25 protein-coding genes are annotated in these 26,076 nt (G+C 61.8%); 17 read left to right on the top strand and 8 right to left on the bottom strand.

All coding sequences use genetic code 11. The features are described from left to right. Positions 1-5: 5 nt before the first annotated feature. The gene (locus NKI31_RS29610; RefSeq protein ID WP_352653249.1) at positions 6-527 is read left to right on the top strand and encodes a GNAT family N-acetyltransferase; all 522 of its coding nucleotides are present in this window, start codon (positions 6-8) and stop codon (positions 525-527) included. On the opposite strand, the gene NKI31_RS29605 is transcribed toward NKI31_RS29610, so the two are convergent. Then, entirely contained in the window at positions 524-2,326 is a 1,803-nt protein-coding gene (locus NKI31_RS29605) for an NAD(P)/FAD-dependent oxidoreductase (RefSeq protein WP_352653248.1), read from the bottom strand. The two genes, NKI31_RS29610 and NKI31_RS29605, sit on opposite strands and share 4 nt — an antisense overlap. A gap of 138 nt (positions 2,327-2,464) precedes the next feature. After that, positions 2,465-3,355, bottom strand: a complete 891-nt coding sequence (locus NKI31_RS29600) for a LysR family transcriptional regulator (RefSeq protein WP_352653247.1) — start codon at positions 3,353-3,355, stop codon at positions 2,465-2,467. A 121-nt stretch (positions 3,356-3,476) separates the two neighbouring features. Here NKI31_RS29600 and tmpA point away from each other — a divergent pair, with 121 nt between their 5' ends. The 3 genes from tmpA to NKI31_RS29585 all read left to right on the top strand — a co-directional run bounded on the left by tmpA (position 3,477) and on the right by NKI31_RS29585 (position 6,032). Next, on the top strand, positions 3,477-4,628 hold the full coding sequence (gene tmpA, locus NKI31_RS29595) for a 2-trimethylaminoethylphosphonate dioxygenase (RefSeq protein ID WP_023682082.1): 1,152 nt from the start codon (positions 3,477-3,479) through the stop codon (positions 4,626-4,628). Continuing rightward, entirely contained in the window at positions 4,625-5,209 is a 585-nt protein-coding gene (gene tmpB / locus NKI31_RS29590; RefSeq protein WP_023707734.1) for a (R)-1-hydroxy-2-trimethylaminoethylphosphonate oxygenase, read from the top strand. The genes tmpA and tmpB overlap by 4 nt, the downstream gene beginning before the upstream one ends. A 394-nt stretch (positions 5,210-5,603) precedes the next feature. Beyond that, a complete protein-coding gene (locus NKI31_RS29585; protein ID WP_023731683.1) occupies positions 5,604-6,032 on the top strand; it encodes a hypothetical protein in 429 nt (142 codons plus the stop codon). Between the two features lie 49 nt (positions 6,033-6,081). Here the strand turns inward: NKI31_RS29585 and NKI31_RS29580 are convergent, their stop codons facing one another. The 3 genes from NKI31_RS29580 to NKI31_RS29570 form a co-directional block, all read right to left on the bottom strand. Beyond that, complete coding sequence (locus tag NKI31_RS29580; protein ID WP_023668347.1) at positions 6,082-6,729, bottom strand: LuxR C-terminal-related transcriptional regulator; 648 nt, start codon at positions 6,727-6,729, stop codon at positions 6,082-6,084. Then, complete coding sequence (locus tag NKI31_RS29575) at positions 6,726-8,117, bottom strand: sensor histidine kinase (protein ID WP_023690914.1); 1,392 nt, start codon at positions 8,115-8,117, stop codon at positions 6,726-6,728. The genes NKI31_RS29580 and NKI31_RS29575 overlap by 4 nt, the downstream gene beginning before the upstream one ends. A gap of 163 nt (positions 8,118-8,280) precedes the next feature. Further along, positions 8,281-8,583: a DUF1236 domain-containing protein gene (locus NKI31_RS29570; RefSeq protein WP_023731684.1), complete on the bottom strand. Its 303-nt coding sequence runs from the start codon at positions 8,581-8,583 to the stop codon at positions 8,281-8,283. 579 nt (positions 8,584-9,162) lie between these two features. On the opposite strand from NKI31_RS29570, the gene NKI31_RS29565 reads away from it, so the two are divergent. The 3 genes from NKI31_RS29565 (at position 9,163) to ilvN (ending at position 12,907) form a co-directional block, all read left to right on the top strand. Beyond that, the gene (locus NKI31_RS29565) at positions 9,163-10,125 is read left to right on the top strand and encodes a DUF1236 domain-containing protein (protein ID WP_352653246.1); all 963 of its coding nucleotides are present in this window, start codon (positions 9,163-9,165) and stop codon (positions 10,123-10,125) included. Positions 10,126-10,456: 331 nt separating this feature from the next. Then, positions 10,457-12,253 (top strand): acetolactate synthase 3 large subunit, encoded by a 1,797-nt coding sequence (locus NKI31_RS29560; RefSeq protein WP_023668351.1) that lies wholly within the window; start codon positions 10,457-10,459, stop codon positions 12,251-12,253. A gap of 81 nt (positions 12,254-12,334) precedes the next feature. After that, positions 12,335-12,907, top strand: a complete 573-nt coding sequence (gene ilvN, locus NKI31_RS29555) for an acetolactate synthase small subunit (protein ID WP_023668352.1) — start codon at positions 12,335-12,337, stop codon at positions 12,905-12,907. Between the two features lie 11 nt (positions 12,908-12,918). Here the strand turns inward: ilvN and NKI31_RS29550 are convergent, their stop codons facing one another. Continuing rightward, on the bottom strand, positions 12,919-13,299 hold the full coding sequence (locus tag NKI31_RS29550) for a metalloregulator ArsR/SmtB family transcription factor (RefSeq protein ID WP_023702997.1): 381 nt from the start codon (positions 13,297-13,299) through the stop codon (positions 12,919-12,921). A 156-nt stretch (positions 13,300-13,455) separates the two neighbouring features. On the opposite strand from NKI31_RS29550, the gene NKI31_RS29545 reads away from it, so the two are divergent. The 7 genes from NKI31_RS29545 (at position 13,456) to NKI31_RS29515 (ending at position 21,516) form a co-directional block, all read left to right on the top strand. Next, positions 13,456-14,412 carry an acyl-CoA desaturase gene (locus tag NKI31_RS29545; RefSeq protein ID WP_352653245.1) on the top strand — a complete coding sequence of 319 codons (957 nt, stop codon included), beginning with the start codon at positions 13,456-13,458 and terminating at the stop codon, positions 14,410-14,412. A gap of 123 nt (positions 14,413-14,535) precedes the next feature. After that, on the top strand, positions 14,536-15,132 hold the full coding sequence (locus NKI31_RS29540) for a LysE family translocator (RefSeq protein ID WP_023735940.1): 597 nt from the start codon (positions 14,536-14,538) through the stop codon (positions 15,130-15,132). Positions 15,133-15,357: 225 nt separating this feature from the next. Then, positions 15,358-16,653 (top strand): efflux RND transporter periplasmic adaptor subunit, encoded by a 1,296-nt coding sequence (locus NKI31_RS29535; RefSeq protein ID WP_352653244.1) that lies wholly within the window; start codon positions 15,358-15,360, stop codon positions 16,651-16,653. Further along, positions 16,650-19,811: an efflux RND transporter permease subunit gene (locus NKI31_RS29530; RefSeq protein WP_352653243.1), complete on the top strand. Its 3,162-nt coding sequence runs from the start codon at positions 16,650-16,652 to the stop codon at positions 19,809-19,811. Before NKI31_RS29535 ends, NKI31_RS29530 begins: the two co-directional genes overlap by 4 nt. A 64-nt stretch (positions 19,812-19,875) precedes the next feature. Further along, positions 19,876-20,499 carry a nitrile hydratase subunit alpha gene (gene nthA, locus NKI31_RS29525; protein WP_352653242.1) on the top strand — a complete coding sequence of 208 codons (624 nt, stop codon included), beginning with the start codon at positions 19,876-19,878 and terminating at the stop codon, positions 20,497-20,499. Next, on the top strand, positions 20,496-21,155 hold the full coding sequence (gene nthB / locus NKI31_RS29520; RefSeq protein ID WP_352653241.1) for a nitrile hydratase subunit beta: 660 nt from the start codon (positions 20,496-20,498) through the stop codon (positions 21,153-21,155). The genes nthA and nthB overlap by 4 nt, the downstream gene beginning before the upstream one ends. Then, complete coding sequence (locus NKI31_RS29515; protein WP_352653240.1) at positions 21,142-21,516, top strand: nitrile hydratase accessory protein; 375 nt, start codon at positions 21,142-21,144, stop codon at positions 21,514-21,516. The genes nthB and NKI31_RS29515 overlap by 14 nt, the downstream gene beginning before the upstream one ends. A 41-nt stretch (positions 21,517-21,557) precedes the next feature. Here NKI31_RS29515 and NKI31_RS29510 read toward each other — a convergent pair whose 3' ends face one another. Further along, positions 21,558-21,860 carry a hypothetical protein gene (locus NKI31_RS29510; RefSeq protein ID WP_023714736.1) on the bottom strand — a complete coding sequence of 101 codons (303 nt, stop codon included), beginning with the start codon at positions 21,858-21,860 and terminating at the stop codon, positions 21,558-21,560. A 241-nt stretch (positions 21,861-22,101) separates the two neighbouring features. Between NKI31_RS29510 and NKI31_RS29505 the strand changes: the two genes are divergently transcribed. Continuing rightward, positions 22,102-23,229 (top strand): ATP-dependent DNA helicase, encoded by a 1,128-nt coding sequence (locus tag NKI31_RS29505; protein ID WP_023682070.1) that lies wholly within the window; start codon positions 22,102-22,104, stop codon positions 23,227-23,229. A 34-nt stretch (positions 23,230-23,263) separates the two neighbouring features. On the opposite strand, the gene NKI31_RS29500 is transcribed toward NKI31_RS29505, so the two are convergent. After that, positions 23,264-23,683: a SpoIIAA family protein gene (locus tag NKI31_RS29500; protein ID WP_023682069.1), complete on the bottom strand. Its 420-nt coding sequence runs from the start codon at positions 23,681-23,683 to the stop codon at positions 23,264-23,266. Between the two features lie 112 nt (positions 23,684-23,795). Between NKI31_RS29500 and NKI31_RS29495 the strand changes: the two genes are divergently transcribed. Together NKI31_RS29495 and NKI31_RS29490 are read left to right on the top strand one after the other, a co-directional pair. Beyond that, positions 23,796-24,536, top strand: a complete 741-nt coding sequence (locus tag NKI31_RS29495; protein ID WP_352653239.1) for a pyridoxine 5'-phosphate synthase — start codon at positions 23,796-23,798, stop codon at positions 24,534-24,536. Between the two features lie 77 nt (positions 24,537-24,613). Continuing rightward, positions 24,614-26,076 (top strand): potassium transporter Kup (locus NKI31_RS29490; protein ID WP_352653238.1); only part of this gene is annotated, 1,463 nt, incomplete at its 3' end.

The following is a 26,076-nucleotide window of genomic DNA, read 5'->3' as shown; positions in this document are numbered from 1 at the left end:
CCGGCATGAGTTCCATCGAAATCAGGTCGCTGACTGCTGAAACGCGCGGCATGCTGGCCGACCTACTGATCGAGACGGTCGCGGCCGGCGGCTCCGTCAGCTTCATGCATCCCTTATCCAGGCAAGCAGCGGAAACTTTCTGGAGCAACTCGTTGATGGCAGCAGAGAGAGGCGAAAGAGCGGTGCTGGGCGCTTGGTATGGCGACGCGTTGGTCGGCACCGTCACCTTGCTGCTCGACTTTCCGGTCAATCAGCCGCATCGGGCCGAGATCGCCAAGCTGATGACCCGCGTCGAACACCGCGGCAAGGGCATAGCGAGCCGGCTGATGCGGGCGGCCGAAACGCTCGCCGTCGAGAAAGGCCGCACGCTTCTGGTGCTGGACACCGCAACCGAGGAGGGCGCTTCCGGCCTTTACGAAAAACTCGGCTTCACGCTCACTGGCGAAATACCGGACTTTGCCCTGAAACCGCATGGCGGGCTGACCGGCACGCTCATCTACTGGAAGCGCATCGGCGGCGCTGCCTAACCCTTGTGGTGAACCTCTTGCAGCGCGTAGACCGGCGTGGCGATGCCTTCCATGCGCGCCTTCAGCTGCAGCGCCAGGAACTGGGAGTAATGGCGCGACTGGTGCAAATTGCCGCCATGGAACCACAGCGCCTCCTGCTGCGTCGGCTTCCACATGTTGCGGAGCTCGCCTTCCCAGGGGCCTGGGTCCTTGGTGGTGTTGGAGCCGAGGCCCCAGCATTTGCCGACCTTGTCTGCGACCTCTGGTGAGATCAAATCGGCCGCCCAGCCGTTCATCGAACCATAGCCGGTGGCGTAGACGATGAGATCGGCCGGCAGTTCCGATCCATCGCTGAGCAGGACCGAATGCTCCTTGATCTCCTTCACGTCGACACCGCTTTTCAGCTTGATCGACCCGTCGATGATCAGGTCGGATGCGCCGACATCGATGTAATAGCCCGAGCCGCGCCGCAGATATTTCATGAACAGGCCGGAGCCGTCATCGCCCCAGTCAAGCATGAAGCCGGCCTTCTCCAGGCCCTTGTAGAATTTGTCGTCGCGCTTCTTCATCTCGGCATAGGCCGGGATCTGGAATTCGTGCAGGATCTTGTAGGGCAGGGAGGCAAAGACGAGGTCGGCCTTGGCTGTGGTCATACCGCTCGCGACCGCCTTTTCCGAATAGAGGGAGCCCAGGCCGATCTCCATCAGCGTGTCCGACTTGACGATGTGCGTGGTCGAGCGCTGCACCATGGTGACGTCGGCGCCGGCCTCCCAAAGGGCTGCTGCAATGTCGTGGGCGGAGTTGTTCGAGCCGATGACGACAGCTTGTCTGCCGACATAGGCATCGGGTCCCGGATGCTTCGAGGAGTGATGCTGGTCGCCCTTGAATGTGTCCATGCCCTTGAAGTTCGGCATGTTGGCCTTGCCGGATTGCCCCGTGGCCAGCACCAATTGTTTCGGCTTCAGCGTGATGTCCTTGCCGTCGCGGCGCACCACCACCGTCCATTCCTTCTTGCTGTCGTCATAGACAGCGCTCATGGCCTCGGTCGACGACCAGTAGTTCAGCTCCATTACCTTGGCGTACATTTCCAGCCAGTCGCCGATCTTGTCCTTGGGCGCGAAGACCGGCCAGTTCCTGGGAAAGTCGATATAGGGCAGATGGTCGTACCAGACCGGATCGTGCAGGCAGAGCGATTTGTAGCGCTTGCGCCAGCTGTCGCCGGCCCGTTCGTTCTTCTCGACGATGATGGTCGGCACGCCGAGCTGCCGCAGCCGCGCGCCGAGCGCGATGCCGCCCTGGCCGCCGCCAATGATGAGCGTATAGGGCTGCGTCTTGAAGCCGAGCTCGGCGGCCTCCTTCTCGCGCTCCTCCTTCCAGGTCGGGCGGTTCTTGCCATGGCCGTGCTTGGCGCCGAGCGGGCGGTCGAAGCCGGCCGGCTCCTCATGGCCCTTGAGCTCGACCATGGTGGTGAGCAGCGTCCAGATCTTGCCGTCCTTCAGCCGGATGTGGCCGAAGCCGCGCGCCACGGACGTCTCGAAACTGATCCAGCCGTCGAGCACGCCGTCGCTTTCCGTGGCATCCTCGCCCCTGGCGATCGCCCAGTTCGACGGTTTGGTCCTGGCCAACTGGCTGACCAGCATGTCGCGCACCTGATCGCGGCCTTCCATCGTCTTGATGTTCCAGGTGAAGGTAACAAGATCGCGCCAAAAACAATCCTCCTGGAAGCAGGCGACCGCCTTGTCGATGTCGCCGGCGGTGAGTGCCGCGCCGAAGCGATCGAGCAGGTCGGAAAGCTTCTTGTTGGGGGCCTTGTCGAGCATTGAATTTCCTCCGCGATTTTTCTTGGCCGCCTGTAGCGAGCGGAACCCTGCCGAAGCTTGACGTCCGGCCTGGCGCAGTATCGCGACAAATTATGCGCCGCGTCACGTCGTCCAATAGTTTGCCGCGTATTCAGGGGCTTATCGGGAAATCGGGACGCCGAAGACCGTTGCGAACCAGCGGCGGACCGCTTCTTCGGCCGGGCTCAGATGCGCGCCCGAAGGTGCGGTCAGATAGTGGCCGGCACCGCTCGACAGCGTAAAGCCGGACAGGGTAACGAGAGATCCTTCGCGCAGTGCCGCGTCGGCCAACGGTCGCGATCCCAGCACCATGCCGGCGCCGTGCTTCGCCGCCTCCAACGCGGTAACGAAACTGTCGAATTTGTGCGTGGGCCCGAGCGCCGGCTTCATCCGGGCGACGGCGAACCACTCGCCCCACATTTCCCGCGCGCCGACCACTGTAAGTCTCGGCAATCCTGTCCAATCCTTGGCCTTGGCGAGATGCGGCGACGCCATCGGCGTTAAGGTTTCGCGGGTGAGGCGGTCGGCCTGCCGTCCGGCAAAGGAGCCGGAGCCAATGCCGAATCGGATGTCGAGACCCACAAAGCGCTCGCCGTAATCGGCCGGTGTGTGGATGGTCTCGATCTGCAGCTGGACGAAGGGCAGGTCCTTGGCCATTTGCGGCAGCTTCGGCGCGATCATCAGCACGGCAAACGAGATCGGCGAGCGTATCGTCACGCTCTGGACGGTCTTGGGTTCGAACAACTCGCGCGTGCTGTTGGCGATCACGGCAAAGGCCGATTGCAGATGCGGCAGGTAGGCGGCACCCTCCGGCGTCAATTCGACGCCGCGCGCCAGGCGGATGAACAGCGGCTGCTTCAACCGCTCTTCGAGAGAACGGATGTGCTGGCTGACCGCAGCCTGGGTCAGGCCAAGCTCGGCCGCGGCGGCGGTGAAATTCGACAGCCGCGCGGCGGCCTCGAAACTCCGCAGCCAGTCGAGCGGCGGCAAGGGCAGGGTTGTTTGAGGCATAAACCGTTTATGGCCTTTGGCCGCAAAATGATAATTTGAGTTATGCCTTCGACATCATCACGATGCAACCGGAAACCCTGCGGAGTTGGCTGCGGGGCGCAGCGGACAGGAACGGATCTCCATGCTTACCCAGGCGCTGATCGGCGACGAAGGAAGAACGATCGACCTCGGTTGGAAGGACGGCGCGCGCACTCGCTTTCACGCCATGTGGTTGCGCGACAATGCGCTCGACGACAAGACGCGCAGCGCCGGCAACGGCCAGCGGCTGATCACCATTCTCGACATTCCGGCGCAAACGCGGATCGGCGCAGCCGCGATCAAGGGCGATGCGCTTGAAGTCAGTTTCGAACCGGAGGGAAAGACGGTGCGCTTTCCTGCGGCATGGCTGAGCGCCAATGCCTATGACCGCGATGCCGCCCGACAGCCCGGCTGGACAGGCGAGGGCACCGTGCGATGGACCAGGGCCTCTATGCAGAATTCGGTGCCGCGCGCCGGCTATGTCGCGGCCAGCCGCGACCGCGCCGTCTTGCGGCAATGGCTGTCGGCGGTGAAGACCTACGGCTTCGCGGTGATGGACGATCTGCCGGCCGAATCCGGGGCGCTGTGCAAAGTGTCCGATCTGTTCGGCTATATCAGGGAGACCAATTACGGCCGCTGGTTCGAGGTGCGCGCCGAGGTCAATCCAACCAATCTGGCCTACACCAATCTTGGCCTGCAGGCGCATACCGACAACCCCTATCGTGATCCGGTGCCGACCTTGCAGATCCTGTCGTGTATCGAAAACACGGTCGAGGGCGGCGAATCCAGCGTCGTCGATGGTTTTGCCGTGGCGGCCGCGCTGCAGGCCGAAAACCCCGAAGGCTTCCGGCTGTTGAGTTCATACCCGGCGCGCTTCGAATATGCCGGCTCGTCGGGCGTGCGATTGCAGGCCAAGCGGCCGATGATCGAGCTCGGGCCGGATGGCGAACTCATCGCCATCCGCTTCAACAACCGCTCGCTGGCGCCGACCGTCGATGTGCCGTTCGCGGAGATGGAGGCCTACTACGCCGCCTATCGCCGGTTTGCCGAACTGATCGAGGATCCGTCCTTCGAAGTGACCTTCAAGCTCGAGGCGGGCCAGGCCTTCATCGTCGACAACACCCGCGTCATGCATGCCCGCAAGCAGTTCTCCGGCGCCGGCAAGCGCTGGCTGCAGGGCTGCTACGCCGACAAGGATGGCCTTTTGTCGACGCTGTCGGCGATCGAACACGAATTCAAGGAAGCAGCGGAATGAGCAGCCAGGATTTGAACGCGAGCAACATCGTCGAATTCATCGCCGATATTTTCGAACGCCGAGGGGCTGAATCCTATCTCGGCGAACCCGTCACCATGTCGGAGCACATGTTGCAGGGCGCCTGGTTCGCCGAAAAGGACGGCGCGCCCGATGTGCTGGTGGCGGCAGCACTGCTGCACGATATCGGCCACTACACCAGCGAGTTCGGCACCTATTCGCCCGACGATGTCGAGGACAAGCATCATGACGAAGCCGGCGGCGAGGTGCTGGCGCCGTTCTTTCCACCGGTGATCGTCGAATGCGTCAGGCTGCATGTCGCGGCCAAGCGCTACCTCTGCGCTACCGACCCCACCTATTTCGGCAGGCTGTCGCAGGCCTCGGTCCACACGCTGTCGCTGCAAGGCGGGCCGATGAATGCCGAAGAGGTGGCCGAGTTCCGCAAGAACCCGTTCCACGAGGAAGCGGTGCGGGTTCGCATCTGGGACGAGGCCGGCAAGATCGCCAACATGAAGACCCGGGCATTTCGCGACTACATGCCGCTGCTGCAGCGGGTTGTCCGCGACTTCGCCAATCGCGCCTGATCGCAATCCGGGGAAGGAACGGCATATGCACCGTTTCGACGGCAAACATGCGCTAACCGTATGCCGCCGCAGACTTGCCGCGAGCGTCTGCGTGCGCAGGCGCTCGCGCCTCGCTGCCGATCCCTACCGGTGACGAGCCTTGTCACCGCGGATTTTATTGCGACATCCGTCGGCGCGGCCCAAGATCAGTAGGTCAGACTTCGGTGTATATTTGACTCAGACGAAGGTCTGAGAATCGAGCTGCAAGCACGAAAGGAGAGTTTCCTCAGCGTTTGTGAGCCGCAATTTTGGGCTGTTCATTCTTGAATACCGTGACACATCATGATGTGATGGTGGCATGAATGGAGAAAGGCAGCCCCTGTTTTCATCCGTGCGTCGCCGGGCGTACTTTAGCTTGCGCGTATTCGCGGCGGTTGCGGTGACGATGCCGGTGCTTGGTCTGCGGTTGAGCCATGTCGACGGTTACAAGATCGAATTCGCCGCCGCCAGCGCCAAGAGCGGAAACAATGGCAATGGTAACGGTGGTGGCAACGGTAGTGGTAACGGTAATGGCTCAGGCGGCAACGCCGGGAATGGCAACGCCAACGGAAAGGGAAAAAATGGTGCCGGCGACAACGCCGCCGGTAGCCAAGCTCCCAGTAGCCAAGTCAATGCCGCTGGCGACACGGTGACGGTACAGGGCGCCAAAATCCAGGTCGTGCATCGCGATGGATTCAGCGAAAGCATCGAGGCCGGCCGCTTCACTATGAAGGATCCGCTTGGAAGGACAATTGTCGAACGCGCCGTAAGGGCCTCCGACATTGCTCGTCTGAAAGGGCTGTAACTGTTGGTTCGCCAACCAGCATCCGACCTTCAGACAAGCCCCGATCTCCCTATACAAGACCCGTTTTGGGCGCGTGCATAAGAATGGCTGCTTCGGTGCGGTTTCGCACCTTTAGCTTTTGAAATATCCGAGTCATGTGGTGTTTTACCGTTTTCTCCTGCAGGTTGAGACGTTTGGCGACTTCTTTATTGCTCAGTCCTTCGCCTACCAAGGAGATTATCCCAAGCTCGCGTCCCGAGAGATTGGCAACGAGATCGGTTGTGCGCTTTTCCGGCCGGATCAGTTCATTCAAAAGCTGCGCTGACAGGGTCGGCGAAACATATTTTTTTCCTGCGGCTATATAAGTCAGCACCTCGGCCAGCGATGCCGCCCCAATCCCTTTCAGCACATATCCGCGTACGCCCAGCCTGAGCGCCGTTGCCAAATCGGCGTTCGCCTCCGAGACGGTGAGCATGACGATCTTGCAGTCAGGCTGAGTTGCAAGAATATTTTCCGCTGCCGCCAGACCCCCTCCCGGCAAACTGATGTCTAGCAGCAATATGTCGGGATTTGCCAAGGCCGCAAGCTGTTCGGCATCCGTCGCGGTTTCGCCCGCACCAACGACTTCGAAGCCGCCGATTTCGGCGAGGCTGCGAGCCACACCCTCGCGAAACAGCGGATGATCATCAACAATGGCAATCCTTATGGGAGCGGTCATTTCTGGTCCTCGATGTTGAGCGTTATGGTCAGCCGGGTCCCCCTGGGGCTCGAAAAGGTCTCGAAGTGACCTCCGATACTTTCGATACGTTCCCTCATACCGGCGAGTCCAAGTCCTTCACACGATCCCGACTGGAATCCAGGGCCGTGATCAAGCACTTGAATGAGGAGCTTGCCCTGCGTCACTCTCGCCTTGACAGCCTGCCCCTTGCCCAGACCGTGTCGCCAGGCATTGTTCAGCCCCTCCTGCGCGAAGCGAAAGATGCTTATTTTCTCGGACGTCCCCAGGTCGGGCAGGCGAGATGGCAGTGAAAGCGATACGGAGGAGGCCGTCCGGCGTTCATGTTCGGCAACCGCAAGCCGCAATATCTCCGCGACTGTCGAAGCTTCGATCTGTGGCAGCACGAGGCCGGTGCAGATGGCGCGGATCTCCCGCATCGCCTCGTCCAACGTATGATGGATATCGGCGATCTCGGTCTTCCGGTGGCTTGGGGATGCGGCGGGATCGAGCAGCAGAGGGCTGTCCATGCGCAGCGCAGCCAGTGCGACCAGCTGAGCTGGACCGTCATGCAAATCAGACCCGATGCGACGCAAGTAACGCTCGTTGATTGCCGTTGCGCGGCGCGACGCCTGCTGGACGCGCTCCCGCAAAGCGGAATTCTGCTCCAAAAGCAACTGAAGTTCGGCCACTTGTGTCTCAAGCGCTGAACGCTGCGTTTCGATAGTGCTGCTGCCGCGAAGCACGATTCCCGAGAGCATCGCCAAGGCGACCGCGGTCGCGCCAGCCACGAGCAGCCAGCTCGACCATAGTGCCGAGTTTAAAGTGCCCTGAAGATCGTCGGCTATCTCGTAGAACTCGGAAACGGCCACAACATCGCCCGACCACGGCTCTCGAACCGGATTGTAGATCTCGAGCAGCGAGGCGGTGGGGCTCTTCCGTTCCTTCCTTTCATTTTCGTCCAGATCATTGAATTGCGCCACCACGTTTCCACCGAACGCATGCAGCAAGTTCGCATTTGGCTCGAAGGTCTGGCCGATAAGAGCCGCGTCTTTGGCGTACAGCACCTTGCCATCACGCCGCCAAAGCACGAACGACGCCAGTTTTTTGCCGAGAGCACCCTGGTCCAGGGTTTCATCGAGCGCCCGTTTAACGGTGTCGCTGAGCTGCTGGCTTTTGCGCATATCCGGCAGGATTGGCGCGATGACACTGTCGACGTAAAGCGCGGTCGTGCTTGCAGAGTTGCGGATCACTCCATCTCGTATTTGCGAGGTGACCCATAGGCCGACGACCAGCATCAGCGACAGCAGCCCAATGCTTCCGACTATGATGAACTGCCAAGCCAACGATAGCCTGTTCCAGTTTTGATAGAGACTATCAATGTAGCGCACGTCTCAACCGACCCCGCGACTTTGGCCGCGCCAAAATGCCTAAGCCATCCTACATCTAGAACGGTCGATGGTGCGAGCAAGCGCTAGGTTGAATTGCCGGGGAAACCGCAATTTCAGGGCATGATCCCACCGCCACCCGCGGGGAACGGCGGTGGGATCAGCGTTACTGTATGATCTTGACGATCTTCCGCGTGCCGGGGTCGACCAGCACGGTTCGCCCGTCGACCACAACGTAGCGATACTTGACGCTCGGCACTTCATGCAGTTCCACCGTGTCGGGAATGGCGGTCCCCACGTTCAATTCGACACCTGGAATCTTCACCGACGCAAGGGGCTGCTTTTTCACGTATTCGCGCACAACCGTTTCCTGCTCCGGCGCGATGATGACGTCTTGAGCGGCAACTACGCCCGCGCTCGCGAGCAGCAAGAATCCGGCAATTGCGGTCGACTGGTACATGGTCGTCATGATTCTCTCCTTCATCAACGCTCATGCATCTTGCGCGAGCTCGATTCCGATACGGTGGTTGTTGGTGAGGTTGATGCACACCGCAAGCCGAACGGGCTTTTCGCGGCTGCGTTCCCGCGTGGGGCTTCGGTCCGGGCGTCATCGGGCCAATGGACTATAGGGAGAGGGACCAAAGTCTGGTGCCAGGCTGTAGAGGTCCTAGAGCCTCCTCAGGGCGGAACACAGGGTTCTCGGCATCGTTGAGATCAGCACTTGTGGGAGGCGTTAATGGACAACAGCGTCCATCAGGCACGATGGTTGCTCTTGCCTGTTTTCGGGGTAGCCATCCTGGTCATGACGACGGGAGTACTTCTAAGCTTGTGAGGCTGGTGTCATCGCTATGGGATCACAAGCTCAGAAAAAAGCAAAAATCTTGCGTTGCATTAATTTTTTGATGCAATTTGTAGCTGATTGTTGGCAAAACTACTGCCTACATTTATTGGTCTTCTTAGAAGCCCGATTTTATTCGCAAAATGCGGAACAAAGTATTTTTGACAGAGTTGGCTAGGCTGAGGGACCGACTCTTTAAGGAGAAAGCAGATGAAACATGTGTTGATCACGAGCATGATTGCGCTTGGCGTCGGGTGCGGCGCCGCGATCGCCCAGACCCAGGCTGTGCAGCCGAGCGGCGGCGACAACTGCGCCGCTGGCGCGGCCAATTGCCAGAAGGGCGGCAAGGCCGGCGAACAGGCGCAAGGCAAGATGAAGTCACAGACCGATCAGAATGCACAGGGCCAGGCTGGCGCCACGACCGATCAGCAGGCTCAGGGCAAAGCCAAGCTCAAGACGGATGAACAGGCACAGGGCAAGGCCGGGACCAGTACCGAGCAGAATGCTCAGGGTCAGGCCGGCGCCACGACCGATCAGCAGGCTCAGGGCAAGGCCAAGCTCAAGACGGATGAACAGGCCCAGGGCAAGGCCGGGACCAGCACCGAGCAGAATGCTCAGGGCCAGACCGGCACCAGCACCGAGAAGCAGGCTCAGGGCAAGGCCAAGCTCAAGACGGATGAACAGGCCCAAGGCAAGGCCGGGACCAGCACCGAGCAGAACGCTCAGGGCCAGACCGGCACCAGCACCGAGAAGCAGGCTCAGGGCAAAGCCGGGACCAGCACCGAGCAGAACGCTCAGGGCCAGACCGGCACCAGCACGGACCAGCAGGCCCAGGGCAAGGCCGGGACCACCACCGAGCAGAACGCTCAGGGCAACACAAACGTTCAGACCGACCAGGGCAATACGGCCTCGATCAACAACGTGACAGTCGAGCAGAAGACGCAGGTCACGCAGATCATCCACGAGACCAGGGTTGAGCCGGTGAAGAACGTCGACTTCGACATTTCGGTCGGCATCGAGGTGCCGCGGCACAAAGTGCGCCTGCACCGTCTGCCGGCGCGCATTGTCAAGATCGTCCCGGCTTACGAATCCTATGAGTACTTCGTGCTGGCCGACGGGCGCATCGTCATCGTCGACCCGGATACGTACAAGATCGTGCTGATCCTGACGTGACACGGCAGTGACTCTTGTTCCCGGCGCGGTGCGATTGAGGGGTATCGTATGCGCCGCGGTGGCCCGCCGACCAGAGGCGGCGGGCCACTTGCTTTCTCTTTGGCATCGCGCGTTTTTCCCGTTGACACCTTGCCTTTCACCCTCGTAGTGTCCGCCACGATGAAAAAGGCACTCATTCTCGTAGGAAAGCGCGTGGGCAAGGCGGTGTAACCGCCGGGCGAAAACCTCCCATGCGCAACACACAGGCTCCCATCGGGGGCCTTTTTTATTGCCCGAAACACGACTAAACGACCAGCAATCGCCTCATGGCTAGAAGTACGGGACCAGACCGATGAGCAACGGACAGAACGAACGGCGCGAAATGCCAAACAGGGAAATGACTGGCGCCGAAATGGTGGTGCAGGCGCTGAAGGACAATGGCGTCAAGCATGTCTTCGGTTATCCCGGCGGCGCGGTGCTTCCGATCTATGACGAAATCTTCCAGCAGGACGAGGTCGAGCACATCCTCGTCCGCCACGAGCAAGGCGCAGGGCATGCGGCCGAAGGCTATGCCCGCTCGACCGGCAAGGCCGGCGTCATGCTGGTGACCTCCGGCCCGGGCGCCACCAATGCGGTGACGCCGCTGCAGGATGCGCTGATGGATTCGATCCCGCTGGTCTGCCTGACCGGGCAGGTGCCGACTTCGCTGATCGGCTCCGACGCGTTTCAGGAGTGCGACACGGTCGGCATCACGCGCCCCTGCACCAAGCACAACTGGCTGGTGAAGGACGTCAACGAATTGGCCGCCACCATCCATGAGGCCTTCCATGTCGCGACGACCGGCCGCCCCGGCCCGGTGGTGGTCGACATTCCGAAGGATGTGCAGTTCGCCAAAGGCATCTATGTGCCGCCGCAGGCGGCGCCGCGCACCAGCTACCAGCCGAAGGTCCAGGGCGACCTGGAAAAGATCAAGGCCGCCGTCGAACTGATGGCCAGCGCCAAGAAGCCGATCATCTATTCGGGCGGCGGCGTCATCAACTCCGGTCCGGAGGCCAGCCATCTGCTGCGCGAACTGGTCGACCTCACCGGCTTCCCGATCACCTCGACGCTGATGGGCCTCGGCGCGTATCCGGCATCGGGCAAGAACTGGATGGGCATGCTGGGCATGCACGGCACTTATGAAGCCAATATGGCGATGCATGATTGCGACGTGATGATCTGCATCGGCGCGCGCTTCGACGACCGCATCACCGGACGGCTGACCGCCTTCTCGCCCAACTCGAAGAAGATCCACATCGACATCGATCCATCGTCGATCAACAAGAACGTGCACACGGAAGTGCCCATCATCGGCGATGTCGGCCGGGTGCTGGAGGACATGGTGCGGCTGTGGCGGGCGAGCGCCAAGGCCGACAAGAAGGCGCTCCATCCCTGGTGGGAGCAGATCGCCAAATGGCGCGCGCGTGACTCGCTCGCGTTCAAGATGAACCACGATGTGATCATGCCGCAATATGCCATCCAGCGGCTCTACGAACTGACCAAGGACATGGACACCTACATCACCACCGAGGTCGGCCAGCACCAGATGTGGGCGGCGCAGCACTATCATTTCGAGAAGCCGAACCGCTGGATGACGTCGGGCGGGTTGGGCACGATGGGATACGGCCTGCCGGCGGCGCTCGGCGTGCAGATCGCGCACCCGGATGCGCTGGTCATCGACATCGCAGGCGATGCCTCGGTGCAGATGACGATGCAGGAGATGAGCGCGGCGGTGCAGCACAATGCGCCGATCAAGATCTTCATCCTCAACAACCAGTATATGGGCATGGTGCGCCAGTGGCAGCAATTGCTGCACGGCAACCGTCTGTCGCATTCCTACACCGAAGCGATGCCCGACTTCGTCAAGCTGGCCGACGCATATGGCGGTCATGGCATTCGCTGCGAGAAACCGGACGAGCTGGACGATGCGATCAAGGAGATGATCGCGGTGAAGAAGCCGGTGCTGTTCGATTGCCGGGTGGCGACGCTCGCCAACTGCTTCCCGATGATCCCGTCGGGCAAGGCGCATAATGAAATGCTCCTGCCCGACGAGGCGACCGACGAAGCCGTGGCCAACGCCATCGACGCCAAGGGCAGGGAACTGGTCTAGGTCCAAGCCGGGGCAGGGCTGTCGCGAGAAGCCGTGCGCAAACAGAGAATTAGCTCAAAGTCTGAAATCGAGATTCATGTCATGAACGCACAGCTTCAACCGACCGGCTCCGCCTATTTCATCGCCAAGGAAACGGAAAAGCCGGAGAACCACACGCTCTCCGTTCTGGTCGACAATGAGCCCGGCGTGCTTGCCCGGGTCATCGGCCTGTTTTCCGGCCGCGGTTATAACATCGAGAGTCTCACCGTCTCCGAGACCGAACACGAGAAGCACCTGTCACGCATCACCATCGTGACGCGCGGCACGCCGCATGTGCTGGAGCAGATCAAGCACCAGCTCGAGCGCATCGTGCCGGTGCACCGCGTCGTCGATCTCACCGTGCGCTCGCACGAGTTCGGCCAGGAGCGGCCGCTGGAACGCGAGCTGGCGCTGGTCAAGGTCGCCGGCACTGGCGAAGCCCGCGTCGAGGCGCTGCGTCTGGCGGATGCGTTTCGCGCGTCGGTCATCGACGCCAACACCGAGCACTTCATCTTCGAGATTACCGGCAAGGGTTCGAAGCTCGACCAGTTCATCGCCATCATGAAGCCGCTCGGCCTGGTCGAGATATGCCGCACCGGCGTGGCGGCGATGAATCGCGGCCCGCAAGGGATGTAGTCTCAGTCCAACTATTTTACCGGCTTGGGATCGACCTTGCCGCTCGCCAGATTCTTACTCTCCCTTTTGATCGGGCGTGATACCGGACAGACGTCCTGGACGAAGCCGTTCAGCGTGTTAACCAGATTGTTCTGGACCAGCGAGTAGCGGATGAATTGTCCCTGCCGCTCCCTGGCGATGAGGCCGGCCGTCTCCAGGATGCTCAGATGCTGCGAGATCGACGGCTTCGACATGTCGAAGCGCGCCGCGATCTCGCCCGCGGTCAGCGAGGAGTGGGCGAGATAGGCGAGGATCTTGCGCCTCGGCTGCGATGACAGCGCCTCGAACACGCGCTGTATGGCGCTGCTTGCCCCGATAGCCGTGTCGCCATCCGCTGCATTGTCTTCGATCACCGCCTGCCTCTGTCGTTTCGCTTCCGGTATTTAGTCTATTGCCTAAATACCTAAATCGGAATAGTAGATAGTTAGCTTATTGCCTAAATAAGCGCCGGCGCGCCGGAAGGCAAGGCTCTTTGGTACGGAAATGTTTCCTGCAGAGGAGGGGTACCGATGAAGACCGTATCCACAGGCAGAATGATCTCGCAGCCCTTGAGCGATGCCGAAGATGGCGAGGTCGTCTGGATGCCGGCCAAGTCGATCTGGGTCGGTGCGATGACGCTGATTGCGTTGGTGTTCGGGCCGCTGACCTTCAGCTGGAGCGCTTTCGCCCTGTTCGTAGCGACGACGGCGGTGACGATCTGCGCCGGACACTCGGTCGGCATGCATCGCCTGCTCATCCATCGCTCGTTCAAGGTTCACATCTGGCTCGAACACGCGCTGGTCTATCTCGGCACGCTCGTCGGCATGGCCGGTCCGTTCGGCATGATCTATGCGCATGACATACGAGACTGGGCGCAGCGCCAGACGGCCTGCCACGAGCTGCACGCCCACCGCCGGCCTTTCTTCACCGACGCTTTCTGGCAAATGCATTGCGCCGTGGCGTTGCGCAATCCGCCTGACTTCGTCATCGAGCCGTCGATCCGCAACGACCGCTTCTACAGATTTGTCGAGCGGACCTGGATGCTGCAGCAACTGCCGTGGACGATCCTTTTCTTTCTGCTCGGCGGGTGGAGCTGGGTGGTCTGGGGCATTGCGGTGCGGATCTCGGTGTCGCTGACCGGGCATTGGCTGGTCGGGCATTTCGCACATCGCAGCGGGCAGCAGGGCTGGCGCGTCGATGGCGTTGCCGTGCAGGGCTACAACCTGCCGCGTTTCGGCCTGGTGACCTTTGGCGAGAGTTTCCACGGCAATCACCATGCGTTTCCCGAATCCGCAAAGCTCGGCCTGGAACGCGGGCAGATCGATCTCGGCTGGCTCTTCATCCGCATCCTGGCTGCCCTCGGCCTCGCGCATGGCGTGAAGCTTCCCGGGAACACGCCGAGGCGCAAAGGTCTGCGGCGTGTGGCTGGCCATCAGGAGGCGGCCGCCGCTCCCAGCCTGTTGTCGGCGCGGGCCCACGGCAGGTAGACTGTGCCGGCCTGGCTGGCTCGGGATAGACGGATCACGGCGGGGCGCTTTGGACCAATGGAATGAGGTTGCGTCCAGCGCCCTGTCGATTTAAGTCAGCATTGCTGACCTTTGTGAGCCGTCATGACCCTCGACGCTTTCCTTGCCCTTTTGGTCTACGCCTTCGTGACCTCGATCACGCCGGGGCCGAACAACCTCATGCTCTTGGCGTCGGGCGTGAATTTCGGCCTCGTCAGAACCATTCCGCATATGCTGGGCATCAGCATGGGTTTCCTGGTGCTGTTGCTTGCCGTCGGCTTCGGCCTGGGCGCGGTGCTGACGGCGTTTCCGGCCTTGCACACCGGATTGAAGATCGCCGGCGCTGCCTATCTGCTCTATCTCGCCTGGAAGATCGCCATGTCGCGCTCGCTGTCCAGCAAGGGGGAGACGGAGGCACGGCCGATGCGCTTCATCGAGGCAGCCGCATTCCAGTGGGTCAATGCGAAAGCCTGGGTGATGGCGATCACCGCCATGGCCGTCTACTCCAATCCGGACCACCCGTTCCTGTCGGTGGCGCTGATCGCGATCGCCTTCACCGTCGTCAACCTGCCGAGCGTCTCGGTGTGGGCCGGTTTCGGCACGGCGCTGCGCGGGTTCCTGTCGGATCCGGTGAGGCTGAAATGGTTCAACATCGCCATGGGTGTGCTCTTGGGGGCGACGCTCTGGCCGATGCTGAAGTAGACGCATCCCGCCTGAGATCTCAACCGCATCCTGGCTGGTTTTCCGACTGCTGAGCCGGCTGCATAGTCATTGTGCAGTGCACATTAAATCTTCGTAATGCCGTGTTTTGGCCCTTTTCCGACAAATGTGCGTCCTATCTACTTCGGCGAGATCGCGGCAAGACGCCGTGATTGGGTAGAATGAGACCACCGGGTTCGGCGTGTCGGATCATAGGGCTTTCAGTCGATGCGCGGAAAAGTCGTTCTGGCGGTGGTGGTGGCAGCGGCCTGTGTCGCCGCGGCATGGGTCTATTTTTCGCCGGCGGCAATGAGCAGTCTGCGGCAGATGCTGCCGGGCGCCAGGCAGGCGGCAGCAACGGACAAGCCGGCTGGATCGGACAAGGCTTCGGCCGACAAGGCTGGGGGCAAATCCGGCGCCGGCGGTAATGCCGCCCGTTCGGCCTCGATCGTCTCGGCCACCGCGACAATGGCCGATTTTCCGATCCGCCGTTACGCCATCGGCTTCGTGTCTTCGCCGGCCGTGGTCAACATCAACGCCCGCGTGTCCAGCCAGATCGTATCGATCGACGTCAAGGACGGCCAGATGGTGAAGGCCGGCGACCTGCTGTTCTCGCTCGACGACAGGGCGCTCAAGGCGCAGCTTGCCAAGGATCAGGCGACGCTCGCCAAGGACCAGGCGCTGCTAACCAGTTCGGGCTCCGACCTTCAGCGCGCCAAGGATCTCGTCGCCAAGCAGGCCGGCACGCAGCAGACCTACGACCAGGCGGTGGCGGCGCAAAAGGCTGCCGCGGCGACGGTCGATGCCGACAAGGCGACGATCGACGCCGACAATGTCCAGCTCGGCTTTGCCAGCATCAAGGCGCCGATTGCCGGCCGGCTGGGCGCGGTCAACGTTTCGGTCGGTGACCTGGTCACCTTGAGCAACGGCAACTCGAGCACGGCCACGCCGCTGGTGACGATCACCGAGATGGATCCGCTGCAAGTCAACTTCAACCTGCCGGAGAGCAACCTGGCGCTGCTGCACAAGGCGCTGGCCAACCCGCAGCAAGGCGCGGTGACGCTGACCAAGGATGGCGATCCGACGCCGATCGGCAAGGGCACGCTCGACTTCGTCGATTCCAGCGTCGACACCGCGTCCGGCACCATCGCGACACGGGCGAGCATTCCCAATGCCGATCTTTCACTGTGGCCCGGCCAGTATGTGAATGTCGTGCTCGACGCCGGCATCATGCCGCAGATGACATCCATCCCGACGGTCGCGATCCAGCCCAGCCAGAAGGGGCCGTTCGTCTATGCCGTCAAGCCGGACAACACGGTCGAGATGCGGCCGGTGCAGGTGGCGCTGACCGAAGGCGAAAACAGCGCCATCAGCGAGGGCGTCAAGTCGGGCGAGAAGGTTGTCGTCGAGGGCCAAACCAGGCTGAAGGACGGCGCCAGCGTGCATGAAGGCAAGGCAACTGCCGGCCGTCAGGCAGCGCCTAAGGTGGCGGAAGCCGACAAAGCCGGCGGAGCTGCCCAATGATCTCAGAATTCTGCATAAGAAGGCCCGTCGCGACGCTGCTGATGTCGTTCGCCCTCGTGCTGGGCGGGCTGTTTGCCTACAAGTTCCTGCCGGTGGCGGCGCTGCCGAGCGCCGAATTCCCGGTCGTCAATGTCTCGGCCAACCTGGCCGGCGCGTCACCCGAAACCATGGCCACTTCGGTGGCGACGCCGCTGATCAAGCAGTTCGCCACCATTGCCGGCATCGATTCCATCTCAACCAGCAATTCGCTGGGACGCACGTCCATTGCCATCCAGTTCGTGCTCAACCGGGATATCGACGCGGCGGCCGCCGACGTGCAGGCGGCGATCGCACGCACGCAGCGGCAACTGCCGCCCGAGATGACAGCGCCGCCGAGCTATCGCAAGGTAAATCCGGCCGACGCGCCGATCCTTCTGATGTCGCTGGTCAGCGACACGGTTCCGCTCACCGACCTCGACGCCTTCGCCGAAAACGTCATCTCGCCCTCGCTGTCGACCATCGACGGCGTGGCGCAGGTGTCGATCTTCGGCCAGCAGAAATATGCGGTGCGCGTGCAGATCGACCCGACGGCGCTGGCGGCGCGCGGCATTTCGATCGACCAGCTGCAGACGGCAATCGCGTCGGCCAACTCCAACACGCCGCTCGGCGTCTTGCAGAACGACAAGCAGCAGCTGACCATCACGGCCAATACGCAGCTCACCGATGCCGCCGGGTTCTCCAACCTCATCATCGCCACCAAGAACGGCCATCCGGTGCGGCTGGGCGAGGTGACGCGCGTCATCGACTCGGTCGAGACCACGACGACTGCAAGCTGGTATGACGGCACGCGCGCCATCATCCTGGCGGTGCAGCGCCAGCCCGACGCCAACACGGTCGACGTCGTCGACAAGGTCAAGGCGATGCTGCCGTCGTTCAAGGACCAAATGCCGGCCGCCGCCGACATCAAGCTGCTCAACGACCGTTCGACCTCGATCCGCCAGGCCGTCGACGACGTCCAGTTCACGCTGCTTCTGACCATCGCTTTGGTGGTGATGGTGATCTTCGTCTTCCTGCGCCGGGTGACCGCAACCATCATTCCGGCCGTGGCGGTGCCGATTTCGCTGATCGCGACGCTGGGCGCCATGTTCCTGTTCGGCTTTTCCATCGACAACATCTCGCTGATGGGCCTGACGCTCGCCGTAGGCCTCGTCGTCGACGACGCCATCGTCATGCTGGAAAACATCTTTCGCCATATGGAGGAAGACGGTCTCTCGGCCTTCGACGCCTCGCTGAAAGGTGCGCGCGAAATCGGCTTCACCATCATCTCGATCTCGATCTCGCTGGTGGCGGTGTTCATCCCCGTGCTTTTGATGGGCGGCGTCATCGGCCGCATCTTCAACGAATTCGCCGTCGTGGTGACGGTCGCCATTCTGGCTTCGATGTTCGTGTCGCTGACACTGACGCCAATGCTGTGTTCGCGCCTGCTGTCGGTGACCAAGGCCGATCGCGACAAGCATGCCCCCGGCCACAAGCAGGATATCGTCACCCGCGGCTACGACCGGCTTTTGACCTTCTGCCTGCGCCACACTTTTCTGGTGTTCCTCGTCTTCGCCGGCACGGCGGCAGGGTCGGTCTGGCTGATCGAGGTCTCGCCGAAAGGCTTCTTCCCGCAAGAGGATATCGGCCAGATCTCGGTGACGACGATCGCCAGGCAGGACATCTCCTACGACGCCATGGTCAAGCTGCAGAACCAGGCGGCAAGTGTCTTCTCGCGTTCGCCCTATGTCTCGCATGTCGCCTGGTCAGCCGGCGGCGGCAACAATGCGCTGAACCAGGGCCAGCTCTATGTGCAGCTGAAGGACAAGAGCCAGCGCCCCGACATCGACAAGGTGCTGTCCGATCTGCGGCGGCAACTGGCCACTGTGCCGGGGATCGATGCCTATATGCAGCCAGTGCAGAATCTGCGGCTTGGCGCGCGTTCTTCCGCCAGCGCCTACCAGCTTGTCGTTCAGGGCCTCGATACCGGTCTGACCGATACATGGGCGCAAAAGCTCAACGATGCGATGGCGGCCGACCATGCGAATTTTACCGACGTCACCAGCGATTTGCAGAACAATTCATTGCAGGCGACGCTGGTGGTCGATCGCGACAAGGCGGCCTCGCTCGGCATCGACACCGACACGCTGCGCTCCAGTCTCTATGGCGGCTTCGGCACGGAGCAGGTCTCGACGATCTTTGGCTCGGCCGACAGCTACGAAGTCATCATGGAGCTCGATCCCAACATCGAATGGTCGCCCGAGCGCATGCTGGCCATCCAGGTCAGGACGGCAAGCGGCAGCCTGGTGCCGCTCGGCGCCTTTGCCCGCGTCGACCGCACCGCCGGCGCGCTGACGGTCAACCAGCTCGGCCAGCTGCCCGCGGTGACCATCTCCTACAACCTGCCGCAAGGCGTGGCGCTGGGCGACAGCACGGCCCGCATCGCCGCGCTGAAGGAGCAGATCGGCATGCCGCCGGCGATTTCGACCAGCTTTGCCGGCACCGCCAAGACCTTCCAGGATTCGCTGGCCAATCAGGGCCTGCTGATCGGCGGCGCCATTCTGACCATCTATATCGTACTCGGCATCCTCTATGAGAGCTTTATCCATCCGCTGACCATTCTGACCGGCCTGCCTTCGGCGGTGCTGGGCGCCGTGGTCGCGCTGCGCTTTGCCGGCATGGACCTGTCCGTCATCGCGGTGATCGGCATCCTGATGTTGATCGGCATCGTCAAGAAGAACGGCATCATGATGGTCGACGTCGCGCTGGAGCTGCGACGAGAAGGCATGTCGGCCAAGGAGTCCATCCACAAGGCGTGCCTGATGCGTTTCAGGCCGATCATGATGACGACGTTGGCGGCGCTGATGGGCACGTTCCCGATCGCGCTCGGCACCGGCGCCAGTGCTGAGCTGCGTCAGCCGCTCGGTGTCGCGGTCGTCGGCGGGCTGCTCGCTTCCCAGGCGCTGACGCTGTTCGTCACCCCTGTCATCTATGTCTATTTCGAGAATTTCTCCGGCTGGCTGGTGAGCTTCTTCTCTTCGAAAAAGAACAGGCCGGAGCTGCATGCGGTCGAGAGCGGCGAGCAGGCCTCGCTGTTCGGTCTCGAGGATCGGCTCCAGCCGCAAAGGGCCGCCGCCGAATAGGCGATAGCCCGTGGCCCAAGCTGTCATGCTTGCGGCCGCGTGCCGCCGATCCTAATCTGAGGTCATGTCCCATGATCATGACCACGACAATGAGCTCGGCCCGTTTGCGGCGCGCGTGCGCGCGCTGGAGACCATCCTCACCGAAAAAGGCCTGATCGATCCGGCCGCAATCGACGTCATCGTCGACACCTATGAGACCAAGATCGGGCCGCGCAACGGCGCCAGGGTGGTGGCGAAAGCCTGGAGCGATCCGGCCTATGCCGAGTGGCTGAAGCGCGACGCGACGGAAGCGATCGCGTCGCTGAGCTATAGCGGCCGCCAGGGCGAGCACATGCAGGCGGTGTTCAACACGGACGAGACGCACAACCTCGTCGTCTGCACGCTGTGCTCCTGCTATCCGTGGTCGGTGCTTGGGCTGCCGCCGGTCTGGTACAAGGCACCGCCCTATCGCTCGCGGGCGGTGATCGATCCCCGCGGCGTGCTCGAAGAGTTCGGGCTGACCTTGCCGGCGGAGAAAAACATCCGCGTCTGGGATTCGACTGCCGAACTGCGCTATCTCGTGGTGCCGATGCGGCCTGGCGGTACCGAAGGCTGGAGTGAGGACCAACTCGCCGAACTGGTCAGCCGCGATGCGATGATCGGCACGGCGGTGGCCAAGGAACCCGGGACAAAGAAGGTACCGGCATGAACGGGCCGCAGGATCTCGGTGGGCAGATGGGTTTCGGGCCGGTCGCGCCCGAAAAGGACGAACCGTATTTTCATGCGGATTGGGAGAGGCGGGCGCTCGGCGTGACGCTGACTGCCGGCGCCATGGGCGCGTGGAACATCGACGAGAGCCGGCACGCCAGGGAATCGCTGCATCCGGCCGTCTATTATTCCTCAAGCTACTACCAGATATGGATCAAAGCGCTCGAGGTGCTGCTGAAGCGCCATGGCTTCGTCAGCGAGCGCGATCTGACGGAGGGTCGGGCGGTCGATCCGGCGGCGACGCCCAAAAGGGTGTTGAAGGCCGAAAACGTGCCGGCGGTACTGGCCAAGGGAAGTCCCTGCGACCGGCCGGTTGAGACGGCGCCGCGCTTCAAGGCCGGCGACCCGGTGCGGACAAAGAATTTCAATCCCACCGGCCACACAAGGCTACCGCGTTATGCGCGCGGCAAGCACGGAGTTATCGAGGCCGTGCGTGACGGTTTTGTGTTCCCCGACAGCAACGCGCATGGCATCGGTGAAAACCCGCAATGGGTCTATACCGTGGTCTTCGATGGCTCGGAAATCTGGGGCGAGGGCGCCGACTCGACGCTGACCGTCTCGATCGATGCCTGGGAGAGCTATCTTGAGCCGGCCTGAAGGTGCATTGCCGGCGGGTCTGGACGAACCGGTATTCGCCGAACCCTGGCAGGCCGAAGCCTTCGCCATGACGGTGGCGCTGCATGACAAGGGCCTGTTTTCGTGGAGCGAATGGGCCGATGCGCTGTCGGCGCAAGTGAAGAAGCCGGGCGCCGCAAGCGATGGCCACGACTACTACGAGCATTGGCTGGCTGCGCTGGAGACGCTGCTGGCGGCCAAGGGCGTCGCGGGAAAAAGTGACGTCGACACGCTCGCCGCCGCCTGGGAACGCGCCGCGCATGCAACCCCGCACGGCAAGCCGATTTTGTTGGAGAACGATCCCGCGCCGACCAGAGGTAGCGGCGGCGGCGCGAACATATAGTCCGCCTGTGGTTGGTGTTTGAAATCTGGCGGCCGATACAACTAATTTTCGACGACCATGCCTTCGTCGTCCCCATAGACAAACGCCTCAACGACGGCGAAGCGGCCACGGTTTTTGGAAATGGCGACGAAGTCGTTGTCAGCCAAGTGGAGGATCACTTGCTCGTCGCTGATGGTAACACGTTCTATGGTTCTGGCATTTTCGTCACTCAGACAGGCCGTGACCTCGGTATATATCGCGAACCCTGCGTCATCCGACAAGGAGACAACGATGCCATAACCAGGTTCGCCGATTTCGATCTTCTTTATCGACTTTCCGATCAGCCTGTCTGCGAACGACCTCATCAATATCCTCGCTTATAGGTGTCTGCGCCGATCTGCATCTCGATCATGTCCGTGATAGTGGCATTGCCCGATCTAGGTTCAAATGCCTGAATTCAAATCGTTCGTTATCCGCCTGCATGTTCACTTTACGTTCGCATTTGCGCCTGCTAGTTTGTCCGTTGAAGGTGAGGCAATCCCATCGTTTTAAGCGGTGGTTGGCACCAAGCTTGTCTTTCTCTCGCGAATCCGGTCTGTCGAATCGATGGAATTCTCTCCCCAACAGGATGAGGCGTTGAAGGCGGTGGCGCGCTGGCTGAAAGAGGGCCGGCCGCAGGTCTTCCGGCTGTTCGGCTATGCCGGCACCGGCAAGACCACGCTGGCGCGCTATTTTGCCGAGCATGTCGACGGGCAGGTGCAGTTTGCCGCCTTCACCGGCAAGGCGGCGCAGGTGCTGCGTTCCAAGGGCGCGGTCAATGCCCGCACCATCCATTCGCTGATCTACCGGCCGAAGGGCGAGGAATCGGTGTCGGACGAGGTGACCGGCAAGACCTCGATGTCGCCGACCTTCTCGCTCAACCGGCAAAGCCCTATTTCACGGGCGAAGCTGGTGGTCATAGACGAATGCTCGATGGTCGACGAGCAGCTTGGCCGCGACCTTCTGAGTTTTGGCACGCCGATCCTGGTGCTTGGCGATCCGGCGCAGCTGCCGCCGATCTCGGGCGGCGGCTTTTTCACCGAGCATGAGCCGGATGTGCTCTTGACCGAAATCCATCGCCAGGCGCGCGACAATCCGATCATCCAGCTGGCGCTCGACGTGCGCGAGGGCCGCGAGTTCATGCGCGGCGACTACGGCAGCGCGCAGGTCATCGGCAAGGAGGACGTCACCCAGGAGTTGGTGCTGAAGGCGGACCAGGTGTTGGTCGGCACCAACCGAACACGCCGCCGCTACAATCAGCGCCTGCGCGAGCTGAAGGGTTTCAATGCCGATTATCCGCAGGCCGGAGACAAGCTGGTCTGCCTGCGCAACGACCCCGCCAAGGGCCTGCTCAACGGTTCGCTGTGGAAGGTAATGACCTCGTCGCGCGAAACGGTGAAGCCGGGCATCAACCTTCTGGTCTCGCCCGAGGAGGACGATCCCGACCGCGGCGTCGCCAAGATCAAGCTGCTCAAGTCGGCTTTCGAGGATCCGGACGCCGATATCCCCTGGCAGCAGAAGAAGCGCTTTGACGATTTCGACTATGGCTACGCGCTGACGGTGCACAAGGCGCAGGGTTCGCAGTGGAACGATGTCGTGCTGTTCGACGAGAGCTGGGCGTTCAAGGAAACCCGCCAGCGCTGGCTTTATACCGCCATCACGCGGGCGGCAGAGCGGCTGACGATTGTTAGATAACTGGCGTTGGATAGCTGGCGTTAGATAGCCGGCGTCAGGTAGCAGCCGGCGCAGCAGGGCTGAGTGGCGTCGCACCCAGCCATTGCCAGGCATCCGCTTCATCCTCGGCCGCGAAGTGCCTGAACTCGATGGGTGGCGAAGCCGGAAGGAAGTTCCGCGCATCCGCTATCCAGTCGGGCTCACCGATCGTCGCGCACCGGGCGATATGCTCTAGCGCATGAACCGTACCTTGTTTCAGCGTCTCGTCGTCCATATCGATCCAGTCGACGCCCTCATGGTCGACCAGCCGCACCAAGACGTCGATCCTCGGGTGCAGCGCGTAGGCAGCCTCCAGCAATCCGAACAGATTTTCGCCGTCGGCGGCCGATACATGGCCGACGACGTCGATGGCGAAAAGGTCCTCACGGTCGGTTTCGAGGCGGCGGATCGCGGGCACGGATTGGAGAAAATTCATTGGCTGGGTTCCCCCTTGCGAGCAGATGTCATTACTGGAACACCCGAAAGCCCCTGTCTGTTCCCATCAAAGGCAGTATAGATGCGCTGCACAAACAGCCGGACCTCACGCCATGCCCGCGAAACTCTCGGTCAATCTCAACGCCATCGCCATGCTGCGCAACCGCCGCGACCTGCCGTGGCCAAGCGTCACCGGGCTCGGCCGCCTGGCGCTGGCGGCCGGCGCGCACGGGCTGACGGTTCATCCGCGGCCCGACGAGCGCCACACCAGGCATTCCGACCTGCCGGAGATCCGGGCGCTGATCGACGACGAGTTTCCCAAGGCGGAATTCAACATCGAGGGCTACCCGACCGAGGATTTTCTGGCGCTTGTGGAAAGGCACCAGCCGGAGCAGGTGACGCTGGTGCCCGACGATCCGGGGCAGGCGACATCAGACCATGGCTGGAACTTTGCCGCCGAGGCGGCGTTCCTTAACCCGATCGTCAAGCGTCTGAAAAAAGGGGGCTTCCGCGTGTCGCTGTTTTCCGATCCGGATCCCACCGGCGTCAATGCCGCGCGCGATACCGGCGCCGACCGCATCGAGCTCTATACCGGGCTCTACGGCAGCTACCATTCCGATTCCGCCAAGGCGCGGAAGGAGCTGGAAAGATTGGGAAAAACCGCGGATGCCGCACTCGCCGCCGGGCTCCAGGTCAATGCCGGGCACGATCTGGTGGTGAACAACCTTCCGGGATTGGCAAAGCGCATTCCGGCATTGGCCGAAGTGTCTATCGGACACGGGTTGACAGCCGATGCGTTGGAGTATGGCATGGCCGGCACGGTGGGGCGGTTTCTGAAGGCTTGCGGTTGGTAGCGGTGGAAGGCTCGTGTCGAAGGTGATATCGCATGACAGCAAGCAAGGCGCACCGCGCGGTGATCGGGGAGTAGTCGATGGCTCTTTCCAGCATCGGTAGCGAGGCTGAACCCGTCGAACAACCGAACCACTCCCACACTGAACAGCACAGCACCAAAGTTCTGATGCTGGGCGCGCTTGGCGTCGTCTATGGCGATATCGGCACCAGCCCGATCTATGCCTTCCGCGAGGCGCTTCACGCTTCGCCTGGTACCGACACGCGCATAGATGTCCTGGGCGTGCTGTCGCTGATCGTCTGGGCGCTGACGATTATCGTCACCATAAAATACGTCGCTTTCGTGCTTCGCGCCGACAACAAGGGCGAGGGCGGCACGCTGTCCCTGATGGCGCTGGCGCGCAGCGCCTATCCAAAAGGCGCCAAGCTTATCCTCGGCATCGGACTTTGCGGGGCGTCGCTTTTTTTCGGAGACGCTATCATAACTCCGGCCATTTCCGTGCTGTCGGCAGTTGAGGGCCTGGAAGTGGTGACACCGACGCTGGAGGCCTATGTCGTTCCGATCACCTTGGTCATCCTGGCATTTCTGTTCTCCGTGCAGCGCTTCGGCACGGGGAAGGTGGCGGCAGTATTCGGGCCGGTGACGGCGCTATGGTTCCTGGCCATCGGCGTTTCCGGGCTCTACCACCTGATGGATGATCCTTCGGTGCTGTTGGCGATCAACCCGTACTATGCGATCGCCTACTTAGCCGGCACGCCGACCGCCGCTTTCGTGACCGTTGGTGCAGTGTTCCTGGCGGTAACGGGGGCCGAGGCGCTTTATGTCGACCTTGGACATTTCGGGCGCAAGCCGATCGTGCTCGCGTGGTTTTCCGTGGTGTTTCCTTGCCTGCTGCTCAACTACTTCGGCCAGGGCGCCTTTGTATTGGCGAATGGCGGCAGGCCGACCAATCCATTCTTCGAGATGTTGCCGGATTGGGCGCTGATGCCAATGGTCGGCTTGGCAACGGCCGCCACCGTGATCGCCAGTCAGGCGGTGATCTCGGGCGCTTTTTCGCTGGCACGTCAGGCAGTGCAACTCAACCTGCTGCCCCGCATCGAGGTGCAGCACACGTCCGAAATGCAGAGCGGCCAGATTTATATGCCGCGCGTCAACCTGCTCATCGCCCTGGGAGTGATGCTGCTGGTTGTCGGCTTCGGCAGCTCGAGTTCGCTGGCTTCCGCTTACGGAATTTCGGTAACCGGCGAGATGCTGATGACAACCATTCTGCTGTTCGTTGTCATGCGCAATTTGTGGAAATGGCAGCTTGGGCTTGCCCTGGCATTGGCCCTGTTGTTCGGCACCATCGACATGGGTTTCTTCCTGGCGAATGTCGTCAAGATCGTGGAAGGCGGATGGGTGTCAATATCCGTTGCCTGCCTCATGGGGCTGATCATGACCACCTGGATACGCGGCAGCCGCTATCTGTTCGACAAGACCCGGCGCAACGAAATCCCGCTCGATTTCCTCGCCGGCAATCTGCTGAAGAAGAAGCCGCAGCTGGT

Origin of the sequence: Mesorhizobium sp. M0659 (assembly GCF_040320605.1) — a bacterium.
Lineage (GTDB): Bacteria > Pseudomonadota > Alphaproteobacteria > Rhizobiales > Rhizobiaceae > Mesorhizobium.
Note: the sequence above shows the minus strand (reverse complement) of the source record. Positions and strands in the feature narration are given on the sequence as shown.

Excerpts from the sequence above, each read along its gene's own strand:
- NKI31_RS29610 (WP_352653249.1), top strand. The coding sequence starts at position 6 with ATGAGTTCCATCGAAATCAGGTCGCTGACTGCTGAAACGCGCGGCATG.
- NKI31_RS29605 (WP_352653248.1), bottom strand. The coding sequence starts at position 2,326 with ATGCTCGACAAGGCCCCCAACAAGAAGCTTTCCGACCTGCTCGATCGC.
- NKI31_RS29600 (WP_352653247.1), bottom strand. The coding sequence starts at position 3,355 with ATGCCTCAAACAACCCTGCCCTTGCCGCCGCTCGACTGGCTGCGGAGT.
- tmpA (WP_023682082.1), top strand. The coding sequence starts at position 3,477 with ATGCTTACCCAGGCGCTGATCGGCGACGAAGGAAGAACGATCGACCTC.
- tmpB (WP_023707734.1), top strand. The coding sequence starts at position 4,625 with ATGAGCAGCCAGGATTTGAACGCGAGCAACATCGTCGAATTCATCGCC.
- NKI31_RS29580 (WP_023668347.1), bottom strand. The coding sequence starts at position 6,729 with ATGACCGCTCCCATAAGGATTGCCATTGTTGATGATCATCCGCTGTTT.
- NKI31_RS29570 (WP_023731684.1), bottom strand. The coding sequence starts at position 8,583 with ATGACGACCATGTACCAGTCGACCGCAATTGCCGGATTCTTGCTGCTC.
- NKI31_RS29565 (WP_352653246.1), top strand. The coding sequence starts at position 9,163 with ATGAAACATGTGTTGATCACGAGCATGATTGCGCTTGGCGTCGGGTGC.
- NKI31_RS29560 (WP_023668351.1), top strand. The coding sequence starts at position 10,457 with ATGAGCAACGGACAGAACGAACGGCGCGAAATGCCAAACAGGGAAATG.
- ilvN (WP_023668352.1), top strand. The coding sequence starts at position 12,335 with ATGAACGCACAGCTTCAACCGACCGGCTCCGCCTATTTCATCGCCAAG.
- NKI31_RS29545 (WP_352653245.1), top strand. The coding sequence starts at position 13,456 with ATGAAGACCGTATCCACAGGCAGAATGATCTCGCAGCCCTTGAGCGAT.
- NKI31_RS29540 (WP_023735940.1), top strand. The coding sequence starts at position 14,536 with ATGACCCTCGACGCTTTCCTTGCCCTTTTGGTCTACGCCTTCGTGACC.
- NKI31_RS29535 (WP_352653244.1), top strand. The coding sequence starts at position 15,358 with ATGCGCGGAAAAGTCGTTCTGGCGGTGGTGGTGGCAGCGGCCTGTGTC.
- NKI31_RS29530 (WP_352653243.1), top strand. The coding sequence starts at position 16,650 with ATGATCTCAGAATTCTGCATAAGAAGGCCCGTCGCGACGCTGCTGATG.
- nthA (WP_352653242.1), top strand. The coding sequence starts at position 19,876 with ATGTCCCATGATCATGACCACGACAATGAGCTCGGCCCGTTTGCGGCG.
- nthB (WP_352653241.1), top strand. The coding sequence starts at position 20,496 with ATGAACGGGCCGCAGGATCTCGGTGGGCAGATGGGTTTCGGGCCGGTC.
- NKI31_RS29510 (WP_023714736.1), bottom strand. The coding sequence starts at position 21,860 with ATGAGGTCGTTCGCAGACAGGCTGATCGGAAAGTCGATAAAGAAGATC.
- NKI31_RS29505 (WP_023682070.1), top strand. The coding sequence starts at position 22,102 with ATGGAATTCTCTCCCCAACAGGATGAGGCGTTGAAGGCGGTGGCGCGC.
- NKI31_RS29500 (WP_023682069.1), bottom strand. The coding sequence starts at position 23,683 with ATGAATTTTCTCCAATCCGTGCCCGCGATCCGCCGCCTCGAAACCGAC.
- NKI31_RS29495 (WP_352653239.1), top strand. The coding sequence starts at position 23,796 with ATGCCCGCGAAACTCTCGGTCAATCTCAACGCCATCGCCATGCTGCGC.